This is a genomic window from Pandoraea aquatica (assembly GCF_902459565.1).
GTDB lineage: Bacteria > Pseudomonadota > Gammaproteobacteria > Burkholderiales > Burkholderiaceae > Pandoraea > Pandoraea aquatica.
This window is the reverse complement of sequence record NZ_CABPSN010000002.1, coordinates 83,091-97,879: the sequence shown is the minus strand read 5'-3', so window position 1 is coordinate 97,879 and position 14,789 is coordinate 83,091. Positions and strand designations below refer to the sequence as shown.

13 protein-coding genes and 1 tRNA gene are annotated in these 14,789 nt (G+C 61.1%); 9 read left to right on the top strand and 5 right to left on the bottom strand.

Annotation, left to right across the window (positions count from 1 at the left end; genetic code table 11):
- Nucleotides 1-5 precede the first annotated feature (5 nt).
- Both PAQ31011_RS05935 and PAQ31011_RS05930 read left to right on the top strand, forming a co-directional pair.
- Complete coding sequence (locus tag PAQ31011_RS05935; RefSeq protein WP_150574985.1) at nt 6-275, top strand: metal/formaldehyde-sensitive transcriptional repressor; 270 nt, start codon at nt 6-8, stop codon at nt 273-275.
- Nucleotides 272-919: an ATP-binding cassette domain-containing protein gene (locus PAQ31011_RS05930; RefSeq protein ID WP_246179403.1), complete on the top strand. Its 648-nt coding sequence runs from the start codon at nt 272-274 to the stop codon at nt 917-919. Before PAQ31011_RS05935 ends, PAQ31011_RS05930 begins: the two co-directional genes overlap by 4 nt.
- A gap of 102 nt (nt 920-1,021) precedes the next feature.
- Here PAQ31011_RS05930 and PAQ31011_RS05925 read toward each other — a convergent pair whose 3' ends face one another.
- The gene (locus PAQ31011_RS05925) at nt 1,022-1,681 is read right to left on the bottom strand and encodes a hypothetical protein (RefSeq protein ID WP_150574984.1); all 660 of its coding nucleotides are present in this window, start codon (nt 1,679-1,681) and stop codon (nt 1,022-1,024) included.
- Nucleotides 1,682-1,919: 238 nt separating this feature from the next.
- Here PAQ31011_RS05925 and PAQ31011_RS05920 point away from each other — a divergent pair, with 238 nt between their 5' ends.
- The 3 genes from PAQ31011_RS05920 (at nt 1,920) to PAQ31011_RS05910 (ending at nt 4,744) form a co-directional block, all read left to right on the top strand.
- Nucleotides 1,920-2,399 carry a low affinity iron permease family protein gene (locus PAQ31011_RS05920; protein ID WP_150574983.1) on the top strand — a complete coding sequence of 160 codons (480 nt, stop codon included), beginning with the start codon at nt 1,920-1,922 and terminating at the stop codon, nt 2,397-2,399.
- A gap of 238 nt (nt 2,400-2,637) precedes the next feature.
- Nucleotides 2,638-4,524 (top strand): methyl-accepting chemotaxis protein, encoded by a 1,887-nt coding sequence (locus tag PAQ31011_RS05915; RefSeq protein WP_150574982.1) that lies wholly within the window; start codon nt 2,638-2,640, stop codon nt 4,522-4,524.
- 135 nt (nt 4,525-4,659) lie between these two features.
- Nucleotides 4,660-4,744, top strand: a tRNA-Leu gene (locus PAQ31011_RS05910).
- Between the two features lie 82 nt (nt 4,745-4,826).
- Here PAQ31011_RS05910 and PAQ31011_RS05905 read toward each other — a convergent pair.
- Entirely contained in the window at nt 4,827-6,155 is a 1,329-nt protein-coding gene (locus PAQ31011_RS05905; protein ID WP_150574981.1) for an MFS transporter, read from the bottom strand.
- A gap of 145 nt (nt 6,156-6,300) precedes the next feature.
- A complete protein-coding gene (locus PAQ31011_RS05900; protein WP_150574980.1) occupies nt 6,301-7,182 on the bottom strand; it encodes an isocitrate lyase/PEP mutase family protein in 882 nt (293 codons plus the stop codon).
- A 229-nt stretch (nt 7,183-7,411) separates the two neighbouring features.
- Between PAQ31011_RS05900 and prpR the strand changes: the two genes are divergently transcribed.
- Nucleotides 7,412-9,424, top strand: a complete 2,013-nt coding sequence (gene prpR / locus PAQ31011_RS05895; RefSeq protein WP_150574979.1) for a propionate catabolism operon regulatory protein PrpR — start codon at nt 7,412-7,414, stop codon at nt 9,422-9,424.
- Nucleotides 9,425-9,498: 74 nt separating this feature from the next.
- A complete protein-coding gene (locus tag PAQ31011_RS05890) occupies nt 9,499-10,332 on the top strand; it encodes an AraC family transcriptional regulator (RefSeq protein ID WP_150574978.1) in 834 nt (277 codons plus the stop codon).
- A gap of 18 nt (nt 10,333-10,350) precedes the next feature.
- On the opposite strand, the gene PAQ31011_RS05885 is transcribed toward PAQ31011_RS05890, so the two are convergent.
- Both PAQ31011_RS05885 and gdhA read right to left on the bottom strand, forming a co-directional pair.
- Nucleotides 10,351-11,154, bottom strand: coding sequence for a class I SAM-dependent methyltransferase (locus PAQ31011_RS05885; RefSeq protein WP_150574977.1), 804 nt, complete (start codon nt 11,152-11,154; stop codon nt 10,351-10,353).
- A 326-nt stretch (nt 11,155-11,480) separates the two neighbouring features.
- Nucleotides 11,481-12,824, bottom strand: a complete 1,344-nt coding sequence (gdhA, locus tag PAQ31011_RS05880; RefSeq protein WP_150574976.1) for an NADP-specific glutamate dehydrogenase — start codon at nt 12,822-12,824, stop codon at nt 11,481-11,483.
- Between the two features lie 343 nt (nt 12,825-13,167).
- Between gdhA and fmdA the strand changes: the two genes are divergently transcribed.
- The gene (gene fmdA / locus PAQ31011_RS05875) at nt 13,168-14,406 is read left to right on the top strand and encodes a formamidase (protein ID WP_150574975.1); all 1,239 of its coding nucleotides are present in this window, start codon (nt 13,168-13,170) and stop codon (nt 14,404-14,406) included.
- 25 nt (nt 14,407-14,431) lie between these two features.
- Entirely contained in the window at nt 14,432-14,782 is a 351-nt protein-coding gene (locus tag PAQ31011_RS05870) for an FmdB family zinc ribbon protein (RefSeq protein WP_150574974.1), read from the top strand.
- Nucleotides 14,783-14,789: the final 7 nt, after the last annotated feature.

The window sequence follows — 14,789 nt, the reverse complement described above, 5'->3', positions numbered from 1 at the left end:
CAGCCGTGCATACGATTCGGGACAAGAACAAGCTGTTGGCACGCGTGCGTCGCATTCAGGGGCAGACGCAGGCGTTGGAGCGACAGTTGAGCGAAGAGGGCGACTGCGTCGAGATCCTTCAGCAGATCGCGGCGATTCGCGGGGCGATCAACGGACTGATGGGCGCTGTCATCGAGGGCCATCTCGTGGATCACGTCATCAACGAACCGGATCAGGCTCACCGCGAAGCCGAGCTGGCGCCCTTACTCCACGTCATCAAGGCGTATCTGAAATGAGCGAAGTCATGCATCACGAATCGCTGCTTCGCTTCGAAGGGCTCACCCAACGTTTCGACGATTTCACGCTTTTCGAGAATTTGCGGTTCGACGCCGGCCCGGGCTGCTTCGCGCTACGGGATGAAGGTGGTGGCGGCAAGACCACGCTGCTCGGCATGCTCGCAGGCACCGTAGATACGGGCGGTGGCAAGGTGTGGATCGACGGGCATTCGATGCAGAGCGAACCGATTGCGGCCAAAACCGCGCTCGCCGTCGTACCGTTCGATTGCATGACGGAGCCCATGCAAACGGGCCGTGGCTTCCTAGAGCAACGCGCGGCGCAACGTCAGGTGACGGTAAGCGCAGACGTTCTCGATCTCGCCGAGCGCTTCAGCCTGATGCCGCACATGGAAAAGCGCTTCGAGCAGATGTCGACGGGCACGCGTCGCAAGTTCTATCTGACGGCGATTCTGTTCGGCGCACCGCGCGTGATCCTGGCAGACGAACCCACCGGTGGCCTTGATGGCCCGTCGCGCGCGGTGCTCATCGATTTGTTTTCTGCACTTGGCAAGAATCGTTGTGTTCTGTTCTCGACTCACGACGACGAACTGGCCGAGGGATGTCGGGCGACGTCCCTCGCGTTTCCCGGCGCATTTGCGCGATAGGCTGTGCAAGCCGGTTAGCCAGCCAGACACGTCGTCGTTGCTAACGTGCATAGGGGTTCGCCGACGCAATCGCGTGGCGCCCCCTGAGTGGGCTGCGAATTATTAGATTCGCATACCGTACGCATCGATCACGGATTTCACCAATCGGTTTTCCACTAGATTGTCCAACTTGTCATACGTGTGCTGTTGAACCGTTTTGGTGAGATATCCAGCGAGTCCTTCATCCGCAGCAAGGTCCAGAATCGCCGAAAACCATTTCGGCGTTCTTTCGCTGGAATTCGATAGCACCCAATCCATGGCAGACGCAAAAACCTTTTGCTGCCCGGCTTTGCTCAGCGTCCAGAACGATGTCGGCAACTTGCTAGTCCTACCGTCGTGATATCGATTGTCAATCGCCGCCTTGAGAACTGTCTTCGCATCCTCGAGGGCTGCGGGCGAGTCTTCCACCTCACCACTCTCTTCGCCTTCTTTCGTTTCGTCGATTTTCTTATCCGGCTCACCTTCGTCGATTGTTTGCGGGCATGTCCTGATCGACACGGCAAGTTGCGGAATCCCCGGGGAGTGCGTCGAGATCAAAAGCCGAATATGTCCGTTTTCCTGGTGCTCGAGCAACGCCGAGTGACCTCCGCAGTTAGTCACACAACTCAGATCATTTGCCATAGTCGGATTGCCGTGTGGACTGGACTCCGGCGTGTCGGACTGGGACAGCACTTGCGCGGCTAAAGCGGCCGCATTCGTATCAACACCTTCAACCATGGGCATGACTCAACTCCTTGAACAGTTGGGAGTTTCAGATTGGCACTGATAGCGCGGCGCACTTGTGCTTTCCGACCCGCGCCTTTGGCAACGTGAATCCGCCGGGCGTCGCTTGTGACATTGGCGCGTCAGTCGGCTGGGGAAAGCCTCGGATATCGCGAGAACGAACACAGGCATTGCGAATTCGACGACCGGCGCACCTATGCCATCATCCGTCTATCGTTTCAATCCACAGGAGACGGTCATGAACGGCAAATGGTTTTCGAAGTTTTCGAGCTACCTTTCCACGGTGACCGGGCGTCCGGTCTCGTTTGTCCTGGCGGTCGCGCTTGTGTTGATCTGGGCGGTGACGGGGCCGCTCTTCGGCTACAGCGACACGTGGCAGTTGGTCATCAACACGTCGACCACCATCGTCACATTCCTGATGGTCTTCCTCATCCAGAACACGCAGAACCGCGATACGGCGGCCATGCATATCAAGCTCGACGAGTTGATCCGTGCGATGGAGGGCGCGCACAACGCCTTGCTCGATCTCGAAGAACTCGACGAAAAGGAACTCACCCGTTTCCGCAAACGCTACGAAGCGCTCGCGAATGAAGCGCGCCTTGCGCTTCGAAAGGGAACCCCCGATACCGATTCGCCATTCATCGATGAAGACGACCATGGCGACGATGGCAACGATGCGCCGGACGCAAAGTCACCCACGTTTCAACGAACGAAATGAGAAATAAAAAAATACCGGTCGAAAGCACCGTTGAAGGGCATCGGCCCCGCCGTTGAAGCGCAGCACATGGGCGTTGATTCCTGCTCACTAAAGTTATTGCGCCGTTGAGCCGTAAGCGCAGAGAGCAAGGACGTAATGGATGTAACGGATTCACTGTTTCGCTGCGACGGCGCCCCCAAATCGCCCGAGCAGCCGCCCCCAATCAACGGCCCGCACGCGGGCCTACCGATGAAAGCCCATGAAAGTCACTTCGTTGCGAACCCGGATTCTGCTCATCACCTGTCTGACGGTGGTGGGCGCGCTGATCCTCTCAGGCGTCACGACCTATGTGATCGTGCGCGACAGCATGATGTCCAGCATCGAGCACACGCTCTCGGCCGTGGCCAACGGCAACGCGGGCACCGTCGAGCGCTGGGCGGCCGACAAGGCGCAAGCGGTCGTCGCCACGTCGCAAGTCGTGGAAAAGGGGGACCCCACCGGCCTCGTGAAGCTCATGGGCAAGACCAACGACTTCCCGATCACCAGCATCGGCTGGTCGGACAAGACATTCTTCTCCACCGCACCGACCCCCGCGGACTACGATCCGACGGCTCGCCCCTGGTACAAGAGCGCGGTCGCGGCCGGTAAGCTGACCGTCACCAAGCCGTATGGCGATTCGTCGACGGGCATTCCTTACGTGGCCTTCACCGCGCCGCTCGTGCGCGACGGTCAGACAACCGGTGCCATCAGCGGTGCCGTGGCGCTCACCGGCGTGCAGGACATCATCAAGGCCGTTCACCCCACGCCGTCGAGCCTCGCGCTGGTCGTCGCGAGCGACGGACAGGTGATCGCCCACCCGGACAGCAAATACTCGCTCAAACCGTCGACCGACGTTTCCGCCGCGCTCACCGCCGACTCGCTGCCCGGCATGGCCGCCGACGGCGCGGCACCGGTCTCGATGGAACTGTCCGGTGCGATCAAGCTGCTCAAGGCCAAGCGCATTCCCGGCACCGACTGGTATCTGGTGGTCGCGCTCGACCGCGCGGAAGCCACCTCGGGTCTCACGCACGTGCTTACGGCCACCATCGTCACGCTGGTGGTGCTCACGCTCGTCGCGCTGCTGATCGCTTCGATCTTCACCTCGCGCGCCTTCAAGCGCCTGTCGATCGTGCGCGATGCGATGGACACCATCGGCTCGGGCGACGGCGACATGACCCAGCGTCTGGACGTCACCGGTCACGACGAAGTCGCGCAGATCTCGAAGTCGTTCAACGCCTTCGTCGACAAGATCAGCTCAGTGATGCTCGACGTGCGCACCGGCGTGTCGTCGATGACGTCGGCCACGAGCGAGATCGAAATGGGCAACCGCGATCTGTCGCAGCGCACCGAGGCGTCCGCCGGATCGTTGCAGGAGACGTCGTCCGCGCTCACGGAGCTGACCTCCAGCGTCAAGCAGACGGCCGACACCGCCGAGCATGCGACGCGTCTGGCCAACGACGCGAGCGCCGCCGCCGCACGTGGCGGTCAGGTCGTGACCGACGCCGTGGGCACGATGGCAGCGATCACGCAGTCGTCCGAGCGCATTACGGAAATCATCAGCGTGATCGACGGCATTGCCTTCCAGACGAACATTCTGGCGCTCAACGCCGCCGTGGAAGCCGCCCGCGCGGGCGAGCAGGGCCGCGGCTTTGCCGTGGTTGCGGGTGAAGTGCGTACGTTGGCGCAACGCAGCGCGGCGGCCGCGCAGGAAATCAAGGGACTGATCGAGACGTCCGTGCAGAACGTGAAGAGCGGCACGGAACGCGTGCAGGCGGCGGGCACCACGATGCATGAGATCGTCGACGGCATCACCCGCGTCCAGCGTCTGGTGAGCGAGATTCACGGTGCGATGACCGAGCAAAGCGCGGGCATCAGCCAGATCGACCGTTCGGTGTCGGAGATGGATCAGGCGACGCAGCAGAACGCGGCGCTGGTGGAAGAGTCGGCGGCTGCCTCGGCCATGCTCAGCGAGCAGGCGCGCATGCTGGCGGAGACGGTGGCTCGCTTCCGTCTGCGCGAAGGACACGCCATGGACTCGCACGGCTTTGGCGGTGCCCACGCCCCGGCGCTGACGGTGGTCGGCGGGTCGCAACGGCTGGCAGCCTGAGATATATCGCACGTATATCGCTCGTGTCGGGGTGTTTGTGATGAGCGCGTCGCGCGCGCAAGACGGTTGCGCGGCGCGTGAAGCATTCACAAAATCCAATTTTCCCGTTACAATCGCGCTCCCTTGCAGGACAAAGCCGACGTGGTGAAATTGGTAGACACGCTATCTTGAGGGGGTAGTGGCGAAAGCTGTGCGAGTTCGAGTCTCGCCGTCGGCACCAAGGTTTAAAAAGGCAGAAGATCGAAAGATCTTCTGCCTTTTTCGTTTTCTACGACGCGTTCCAGTACGCGTTAGGCACGCCCTCAGTCGAACTTGCGACCGCGGGTCTCCGGCATCTTGAGATAGACGACGAGCGAGATCGCCGCGCAGATCGTCACATACCAGTAGAAATACGACTCATGGCCGCTCGCCTTGAAGCGCAGCGCCACGAACTCCGTCGTGCCGCCGAGGATCGCCGTCGTCAGCGCGTACGGGAAGCCCACGGCGAGTGCGCGAATACGCGGCGGGAACAGTTCCGTCTTCGCCAGCATGTGCACCGACGTAAAGCCCGAGAGCATCACGAGACCGGCGAACGACAGCGCGAACGCCACCAGCGGATCTTTCGTGTGGCTAAGCGCCGTGAAAAGCGGCACCGAGAAGAGCGTGGTACTCACACCGAAGATCATCAGCACCTTGCGACGGCCGATCACGTCCGACAGCAGCCCGAACAGCGGTTGCAGCGGCATGTACAGCAGCAGGGCGAGCGTGGAGACGAACGTGGACGTCTCTTTCGTCAGGCCAACCGAATTCACCAGAAACTTCTGCATGTAGACGGTGAACGTGTAGAACGCAACCGTGCCGCCGATCGTGATGCCGATGGCGAGCAGAATCTGACGCCAGTGCGCAAACACCTCGCGCGCAATCGACGTCTCGCGCTTCTTCGCGCTGTCGACGAACGCCTCGCTCTCCGTCACATTGCGACGCATGTACAACGCGAACAGGGCCAGCACGCCGCCCAGCACGAACGGAATACGCCATCCCCAGTGTTCGATCTGCTCGGCCGTCAGCAACCAGCGCTGCATCACCAACATCAGCCCGAGTGCGACGAGCTGTCCCGCCACCACGCTCACTTGCAGGAAGCCGAGGAAGAAGCCCTTGCGGTTCTCGGGCGCGACTTCGCTCAGATACGTCGCGCTGGTGCCGTACTCGCCGCCCATCGACAGCCCTTGCAGCAGACGTGCTGCGATCAGCACGATAGGCGCGAAGATACCGATGGTCGCGTAGCCGGGCGTGAGCGCGATCATCATCGAGCCGACGCTCATCGCCAGCACCGAACCGGTGAGGGCCGCCTTTCGGCCACGACGGTCGGCATACAGGCCGATAAGCCAGCTACCCAACGGACGCGCCACATAGCCGACCGCCGCAATCGCAGCGGTGTTCATCAGTTGGACGGTCGGGTTATCGCCCGGGAAAAAAGCCTTCGCGAAATAGATCGAGAAGATGCTGTAGGCAAGAAAGTCGTACCACTCGATCAGGTTGCCCGCGAGGCCGCCCACGATGGAGCCGATCTTGACGGGGGCGCGGGTGGTAGTGGTGGAAGTGCTGTGGGAATGCGGTTGACGTGCGGCAAGGGAATCCGAGGGGGGCGTCACAATCTGTCTCCAATACTTTTTGTTTGATGCCTTGATGCAGTAGTGCAGTGAAGCTGAACTGCGGCAATGCGGTGCTGCTCGGGGGAAGCGACGACGCGCGCGAGTCGGTGCGTCGCCGTCTTCCGAATGTCGAACGCGGTGCCGGTCAGTCGGCGGCGTACTTCTTGTCGAGGGCGTCGTAGAACGGCTTGTCCACCAGACGCTGACGCTCCGCAAACGGCACCACCAGCGACGGGTCTTCGTCCAGCCGTCCGCTGTCGCGCAGAGTGCCGAGGGCTTTCTGCATGCCGAGCACGGCGCTTTGCAGCGCGGCGTTCGCGTACAGCACGATGCCGTAGCCCAGCTCCGCCAGACGCGGCTGCGATTGCGTCGGTGTCTTCCCGCCGATGACGATGTTGATCAGTTGCGGACGATCGAACAGAGCCGGCAGACGTTCGATGTCGGCCAGCGTTTCCGTCGCTTCGATAAAGAGGATGTCGGCACCGGCTTCGATGAAACGACGCCCACGCTCGATGGCCGCTTCGATGCCTTCCACGGCAGCCGCGTCGGTGCGGGCGATGATTTGCAGGTTGCCGTCTTCGCGGGCGTCGACGGCAGCGCGGATCTTGCCGACCATCTCGTCGGCGGAGATCACCGCCTTGCCGTTGAAATGGCCGCACTTCTTGGGCAGCACCTGATCTTCGAACTGGATGGCGTCCGCGCCGCTGCGTTCCAGCACGCGCACCGTGTGACGCACGTTCAGCGCGTTGCCGAAGCCGGTATCGGCGTCGACGATGATCGGCAGCGAGACGGCGTCGCGCACGCGTGCCGTGTGTTCGGCCATCTCGGACAGTCCGACGAATGCCAGATCGGGCAGACCGAGCGACATGTTGGTGACGCCGGCGCCGGTCAGATAAACCGCTTCGAAACCGGCGTCTTCGATGACGCGTGCCGAGAGAGCATTGAAAGCACCGGGCACGAGCAAGCCTTGGCGGGCCTCGACCTTACGGCGGAATTCGGCGCGGCGTTGAGCAGTCGCGGTAGTCATGATGACGGTCTCCGTGTGAGTTATTGGGAAATGGAGACAGCGTTCGCAATCTGCGTGCCAGACACGACGTCACTTGAGAATGTCGAAATTTCCAGCGTCAAATCAGCGACTTGCGCTGGGCAGTCCATTTTCTGCGGATGTGGCAAAATCAGCGAACAGAATTTGGAACGTTTCACGGAACACTTATGAAACGTTCCATTAGCCGTCAGAGCAGTCCGGAGACAACGTCATGCCCCCCAGCCCTTCCGGTGCGGTGCCGCCGCGCCACGTCGCGCCTGCGCCGCTCGATCCTCGTACCCGTCGCCCGGGCATCGCCCTCGTGAGCATCAGCCGGTTGCAGACGCTTTGCGAAACGGTCGCGCCGCGTTACACCGACCGCGCGCGCTTCTACTCCGTGCGTGAAGGCTACGGCGCAGCGGTCACGGCGTTGCAGTCTTATGTCGAGTCGGGCGCAGTCGACGTGGTGCTTGCCGCCGGGTCGAACGGCGCGTATCTGCGCGAGAACCTCTCCGTGCCGGTCGTGACGGTGAAGGTCAACGGCTTCGACGTGCTCAGCGCCATCACGCGTGCGACGACGACGTGGCCCGACCAGCCGCTCGGCCTCGTACTGCACGAGACTGTCTCGCGCGAACTGGACGACCTCGGGCAGTTGCTCAAGATCCAGATCCGTCAGCGCGCGTATCGCTCTGTCGACGAGGTGCAGGACGCCGTCGACACACTGGCCGCGCAAGGCTGCAAGGTCATCATCGGCCCGGGCATGGCATGCGACTTCGCGCAGGAGGCGGGGCTTGAGCACGTCTTTCTGTATTCGCTCGGCGCGGTGGAAGAGGCCTTCGAGCGCTCGGTGGAACTCGCACGCGTGAGTCGCGAGAAGGAATCGAAGCGCATGCGTTTGAACACCATCGTGGCGCACATGCGCGACGGCGTCGCAGCGTTCGACGACAATGGTCAGCTCGAAGCGGTGAATCCGGCGATGTTCACGCTGCTGGGTGTCGACGCCGAGCGGGTCGCGACACAGGGTGCACGGCAGTTCGAACTCACCCGCAAGCTCGGGCCGCTGCTTCGCGAGTTGTCGGACGATGGCGTCGCGGTCGAAGAGCGGCTGGCGCATATCGACGGGCGCGCGTTCATCACGAGTTGCGTGCCGATCTACGAGCACGGCATGCGCGCAGGTGCCGTGGTCACCGTGCAGGACGCACAGATGGCGCAGCGCATCGACCGCTCGCTTCGCACGACGCAGCGCCCGAAGCATCTCGTCGCAAAGCATGAGCTTGCCGAGCTGGTCGGCGACTCGCCACAGATCGAGAAGGTGCGACGTCTCGCCCGCGCGGGTGCGGCGCACGACGCGACGGTGCTCCTGACCGGCGAGAGCGGCACCGGGAAGGAGCTGGTGGCGCAGGGGATTCACAACGCGAGTGCGCGACGCGGCAATCCGTTCGTCGCGTTCAACTGTGCGGCGTTACCGGAAGGGCTGATCGAGAGCGAGTTGTTCGGGCACGACGAGGGGGCGTTCACGGGGGCGCGCCGTGGCGGCAAGGCCGGACTGTTCGAGATCGCACACACGGGAACGATCTTCCTCGACGAGATCGGCGAGATGCCGGCGGCGATGCAAAGCCGCCTGCTGCGCGTGTTGCAGGAGCGCGAGGTGATGCGGCTGGGGTCGGGACGTCCGGTGCCGGTAGACGTGCGTGTGATCGCCGCGACGCATCGCGATCTCAACGCGCTCGTCGCCGAGGGACGTTTCCGTGCCGATCTCTACTTCCGTCTGAATCTTCTGCAAGTGACGCTGCCTGCGCTGAGGGAGCGTCGCGACGACATTCGTCTGCTCGCTCAGACACTGCTCGCCCGAAACGCTGCGCATTACGGATTGGACGCGCGGGCGTCGAAGCCCATTCTCGATGTGCTCGCGCCGCTATTCGATCGCTATGACTGGCCGGGGAACGTGCGTGAGCTGGAAAATCTGCTGGCGCGTGCGGCCATCTATCTAGATACCGACGTCGCACGTCATGCGCAGACACTTCATGAGGTGTTTCCGGAGTTGCAGCGATTGGGGACACACGGGCGCAGCGGTGTCGATGAATCACCGACAACGGCACCGGTAGACACCACGGCTCGGGAGTCCATCACCCGCGACGCCGCCCTTGCCGCCTTGCAAGCCGCCGGCGGCAACCGCGCTGCCGCCGCCCGCGCGCTCGGCATCGGCCGGACGACGTTCTGGCGATTGATGAAAGCCGCCGAATGAGCCACACGCAAGAACGATCAAATGGCCTTCGCAGCATTACCCTAAAGTCACGCCGACACGTTCTCGGAAATGCCATGCATCCGGTTGCCAAAGCGCTCTGGTTTATCGAAGTCCGGTTGGGTGACGCGTTGACGCTCGATCACATCGCCGACGCTAGCGAGATGACTCGCTTCTCGCTCTCACGTCTGTTCTCCGTCACGACCGGATGGCCGGTGATGCGTTATGTGCGCGCTCGACGTCTGACGCGCGCCGCCTATGCGCTGGCCGACGGCGCACCGGACATTCTCGGTGTGGCGCTGGATGCCGGTTATGGCTCTCACGAGGCGTTCACACGCGCGTTCTCTGATGCTTTCGGCATTACGCCGGAGCAGTTGCGGGCGCGTCGTCACCTTGATGGTTTGAGACTCGTGGAGCCCCTTCGTATGAAAGAGATTGAGTTCGTCACACTTCCCGCACCTCGTTTTGAGACGCCTGCGCCTCTGCTGATCGCCGGCATGAGCGACCGGTTCACGTTCGCCACCAACGAGGGCATTCCCGCGCTTTGGCAAGTCTTCGGTCCTCACATCGGTCATGTACCCGATCAGGTGAACGACGTGACGTACGGCGTTTGCTGCAATCCCGATGGCGACGGCGGATTCGAATACATTGCTGGCGTCGAGGTGACGCGTCGCGATCGCCTGCCGACGTCGTTCCGTTGTGTGGAGATTCCGTCGGTACGCTTCGCCGTGTTCGAGCACAAGGGACACATTTCGACGATTCACAAGACCGTCTACACGATCTGGCATCAGTGGCTGCCGCAGTCGGGACTGCAAGCCGCCGATGCGCCCGACTTCGAGCGCTACAGCGCCGATTTCGACCCCGTCACCGGTACCGGAACGCTGGAGATCTGGATACCGGTGCAGGGGTGATGTGAGGGCGATTTGACGTCAGAGCTTCATGGCGTAGGTCGCGATGAACGTTGGCATGAACCGGTCGATGACGAAACGCGGATTCGGTTGATCGTCTTCAAGAAAACCCTTCAGCACAAATCCCGCTTCAAGTTGACCGGCGATCTGCTCGCTGAGACTGTGACCGAAGACAAGTGCATCGCCGGCGGATTGCTTCGCTGCAAGTTCGTCTGGCGTCAGATCGCGGACGTCCGAATACGGCACTTTGAAGCGCGGGCGAATGATGCCTTGCTTTGCATCCTCCGGATTGCGGTCGGCGACGAATACCACCGGATTGAAGAAGCTACTGAGTAGTCGTCCGCCCGGGCGAAGCACGCGGAAGCATTCACGCCAGACAGGGCGAATATCCGGGACGTATTGATTCGATACCGGGTGGAAGACGATGTCGAACGAAGCGTCGTCAAACGTCGAAAGATCTCGCATGTCGCCTTGCAGTGTCGTGAGCGTAAGGCCATCGCGTTGCGCGACCATTGCGTCTTGCGCGAGTTGCGCAGACGAGATGTCCATCACTGTGACATCGGCACCGGCTGCGCTGAGCACGGGTGCTTGCTGACCGCCGCCGGACGCGAGGCACAGGATACGAAGACCGCGAACGTCGTCCGGCAACCAACCGGCAGGCAGTGGCAACGGCGTGAGATGCACGCGCCAATCGCTCTTACGCGCGGCTGCGATGACATCGGCACTTACGGGGCGCGACCATTCGCATTGTTTCGCCGACTGACGATCCCAGGCAGCGCGGTTGTGTTCGACAACATCAGGGAATTGAGGGTTTGATTCGGGCATGGTGTCTTCCAGTTGAAAGGACGGAAAACTGCCGTTGAAAGCGCATTACGCAGGCGTTAAGCGGACGATGCGAGAAGACGATAAGACTGACGGCGTGGGCGTTAGCCGTTGGGCGAAACTCGATCATCAAAACGAAAAGCAATGCGCTCGCGTGACAGGCAGCGAGAGGACGTGATGCAAAAACGCATCCGGCATTACTTGTTCATTCTGATTGGCTCCAGCCGAAGGGAAGGGATGTCGCGTATGTTACGCCACATCTTTCGGAAAGGAAAAAGCGTTGCCTTTGGGGGCAACGCTTTTCTTATGACGCGATAAATCCGGTTCGATCAGATCACGCCTTGCGCGAGCATCGCATCGGCGACCTTCACGAAACCCGCGACGTTGGCACCGTTGACATAGCTCACCGAGCCATCCGCGCGACGGCCGTGATGCAGGCAGACCTCGTGGATGCTGCGCATGATGTCGTGCAGACGCGCATCGACTTCCTCGCGCGGCCACGAAATGCGCATGGCGTTCTGGCTCATCTCAAGCCCTGACGTCGCGACGCCACCGGCATTGCTGGCCTTGCCCGGCGCGTACAGAATGCCCTTGCTCTCGAAGCGCTTTGCAGCTTCGTTCGTCGACGGCATGTTGGCACCCTCCGCGACGCAGATCACGCCGTTCTTGATGAGCGTTTCGGCGTCGTCGGCGTTGAGTTCGTTCTGCGTGGCGCAAGGCAGCGCGACGTCGACCGGGATGTGCCACGGGCGCTCGCCCGCGAGGAACTTGCTGCCAGTGCGTTTGGCGTAGTCACTGACGCGTCCGTAGTGATGGTTCTTCACGTCCATCAGCTCAGCGAGTTTTTCGCTGGTGAAGCCGTCTTCGTCCACAACAGTGCCGCTCGAATCCGACACGGTGACGACCTTCGCGCCGAGCGCCATCGCTTTCTCCACGGCGTACTGCGCGACGTTGCCCGAGCCCGAGACGCTCACGCGCAAACCCTCGAAGCTGCGGCCCGTTTGCTTGAGCATTTCTTCTGCGAAGTACACCGTGCCATAGCCGGTCGCTTCGGGGCGAATCAGCGAGCCACCGAAGGACAACCCCTTACCGGTAAAGACGCAGTCGGCGCGGTTGGAGAGCTTCTTCATCATCCCGGCCATGAAGCCGACTTCGCGACCGCCAACGCCGATGTCGCCCGCAGGCACATCGGTATCGCTGCCGACATGGCGGAAGAGTTCGGTGACGAATGCCTGACAGAAGCGCATGACTTCGCCGGGGCTCTTGCCCTTCGGATCGAAGTCGGAGCCGCCTTTACCGCCGCCCATCGGCAGGGTGGTGAGGGCGTTCTTGAAGGTCTGCTCGAAGGCGAGGAATTTGAGGATCGAGAGATTGACGGACGGGTGGAACCGCAGGCCGCCCTTGTAGGGGCCGATGGCGGAGCTGTGCTGAATGCGATAGCCGCGATTGACCTGCACGTCGCCATGATCGTCGACCCACGAGACGCGGAACATGACGGTGCGCTCCGGCTCGACCAGACGGTCCAGCAGTCCATGTTCGGCGTACTTCGGATGTTGCGATATGAACGGCCAAAGGCTTTCCATCACCTCCGTGACAGCTTGCAGGAATTCCGGTTGGCCGGGGTTGCGCTCGGCGGTGGAGCGCAGGAAATCGTCAAGTGATTGATATTTCATCTCGGATGCCCATCAATGGTGCTTATTCTTTTGAAGAGAAAGTATTTTGCACCAATTAGGATCGCGATATGATCGGAAAACAAAAAAATCGCTGGAAATTCGGTGGTTTGTGCCGTGATTTCACGTAGTGCAAAGTAATTGTGCTGCTTGACGGCGATTTTCCTATCTGTCTCCATACATCGAAGCTTCACGTCTTTTCTTCACGTCCGTACTTCGCATCAGTGCTTTGGCTGTGCTGTTGATGTCCCCAGTTCTCGAATACCTCTCTGTGTGAATCCGACGCCATCAGGCGTCTGTTTGATCGCTGGTGTCCCCCACTGGCCCATTACCAGGAGCGAGCGCAATGGCAGAAACTCTCATCAAGGTCGACCTGAACCAATCCGCCTACGAAAACGAACAAGTCCACAACCGTTGGCATCCCGATATTCCAATGGCCTGCTGGGTCAAACCCGGCGACGACTTCATTCTCGAAACCTACGACTGGACTGGCGGCTTCATCAAGAACAACGACAGCGCGGACGACGTGCGCGACATCGATCTGTCCATCGTTCACTTCCTGTCGGGCCCCGTCGGTGTAAAGGGGGCGGAGCCGGGCGACTTGCTCGTGGTGGATCTATTGGATATCGGCGCGAAAGCGGAGAGTCAGTGGGGTTTCAACGGCTTCTTCTCAAAGACGAACGGCGGGGGATTTCTGACGGATCACTTCCCGCACGCGCAGAAATCGATCTGGGATTTTCACGGGATGTTTACGAGTTCGCGCCACATTCCCGGCGTGAATTTTGCGGGGCTGATTCATCCGGGATTGATTGGATGTTTGCCCGATCCGAAGTTGCTGGAGACGTGGAATGCGCGCGAGACGGGGTTGATCGCAAAGGAACCGCAACGCGTGCCACCGCTCGCGAACCCGCCGTTTGCTGCGACCGCGCATATGGGGAAATTGTCGGGTGCAGCGAAAGAGAAAGCGGCCGCGTCCGGTGCGCGAACAGTCCCGCCGCGCGAGCATGGCGGCAACTGTGACATCAAAGACCTGTCACGTGGCTCGAAGATTTTCTTCCCGGTGTATGTGGATGGCGCTGGGCTTTCAGTGGGCGATCTTCACTTCAGTCAGGGCGACGGCGAGATCACGTTCTGCGGCGCGATTGAAATGGCCGGCTGGGTGCACATGCGCGTGAACGTGATTAAGGGCGGGATGGAGAAGTACGGCATTCGCAATCCGGTGTTCCAACCGAGTCCGATCACGCCGACGTATAACGACTATCTGATCTTTGAAGGGATCTCCGTCGATGAGAAGGGCGGCCAGCACTATCTGGATGTGACCGTCGCCTATCGCCAGGCGTGTCTGAACGCCATCGAGTATCTGAAGAAGTTCGGGTACTCGGGTGCGCAAGCGTATTCGATTCTGGGGTGCGCGCCGGTGCAAGGGCATATCAGTGGTGTCGTCGACATTCCGAATGCATGCGCAACGCTCTGGCTGCCGACGCAGATCTTTGACTTCGATATTCGTCCAAACGCCGATGGCCCAGTGAAGCATGTGAAGGGTGGTATCGATATGCCGTGTTCGCCAGATTTGGCGAAGTCCTAATGCGTCGAACGTGACGGAGATAGCAATGCCGATATACGACTTCGAATGTGCAGACTGCGGGACGTTTGCGGTGATGCGACGGATCGCCGATCGCGATGAGCCGTGTCATTGCCCGGAGTGTGGTGGGGAAGGGACGAGAGTGATAACGGCGCCAGCGTTAGCGTTGATGGGGAACGCGAGCCGTACTGCACACGCGACCAACGAGCGCGCTGCGAATGCACCGAGGCAGTCTGGGGAGGGTTCCCCGCTAAGACACCGGGCGGGGTGTAGTTGCTGCTCGGGTGGTTCCGGAAAGGTCTCGTTGGCGACAAGAAGCAGTGAGCGCGCATCCAGCCTCAAACGACCGTCCGGAAGACCATGGATGATTAGTCACTAAGGCCGCC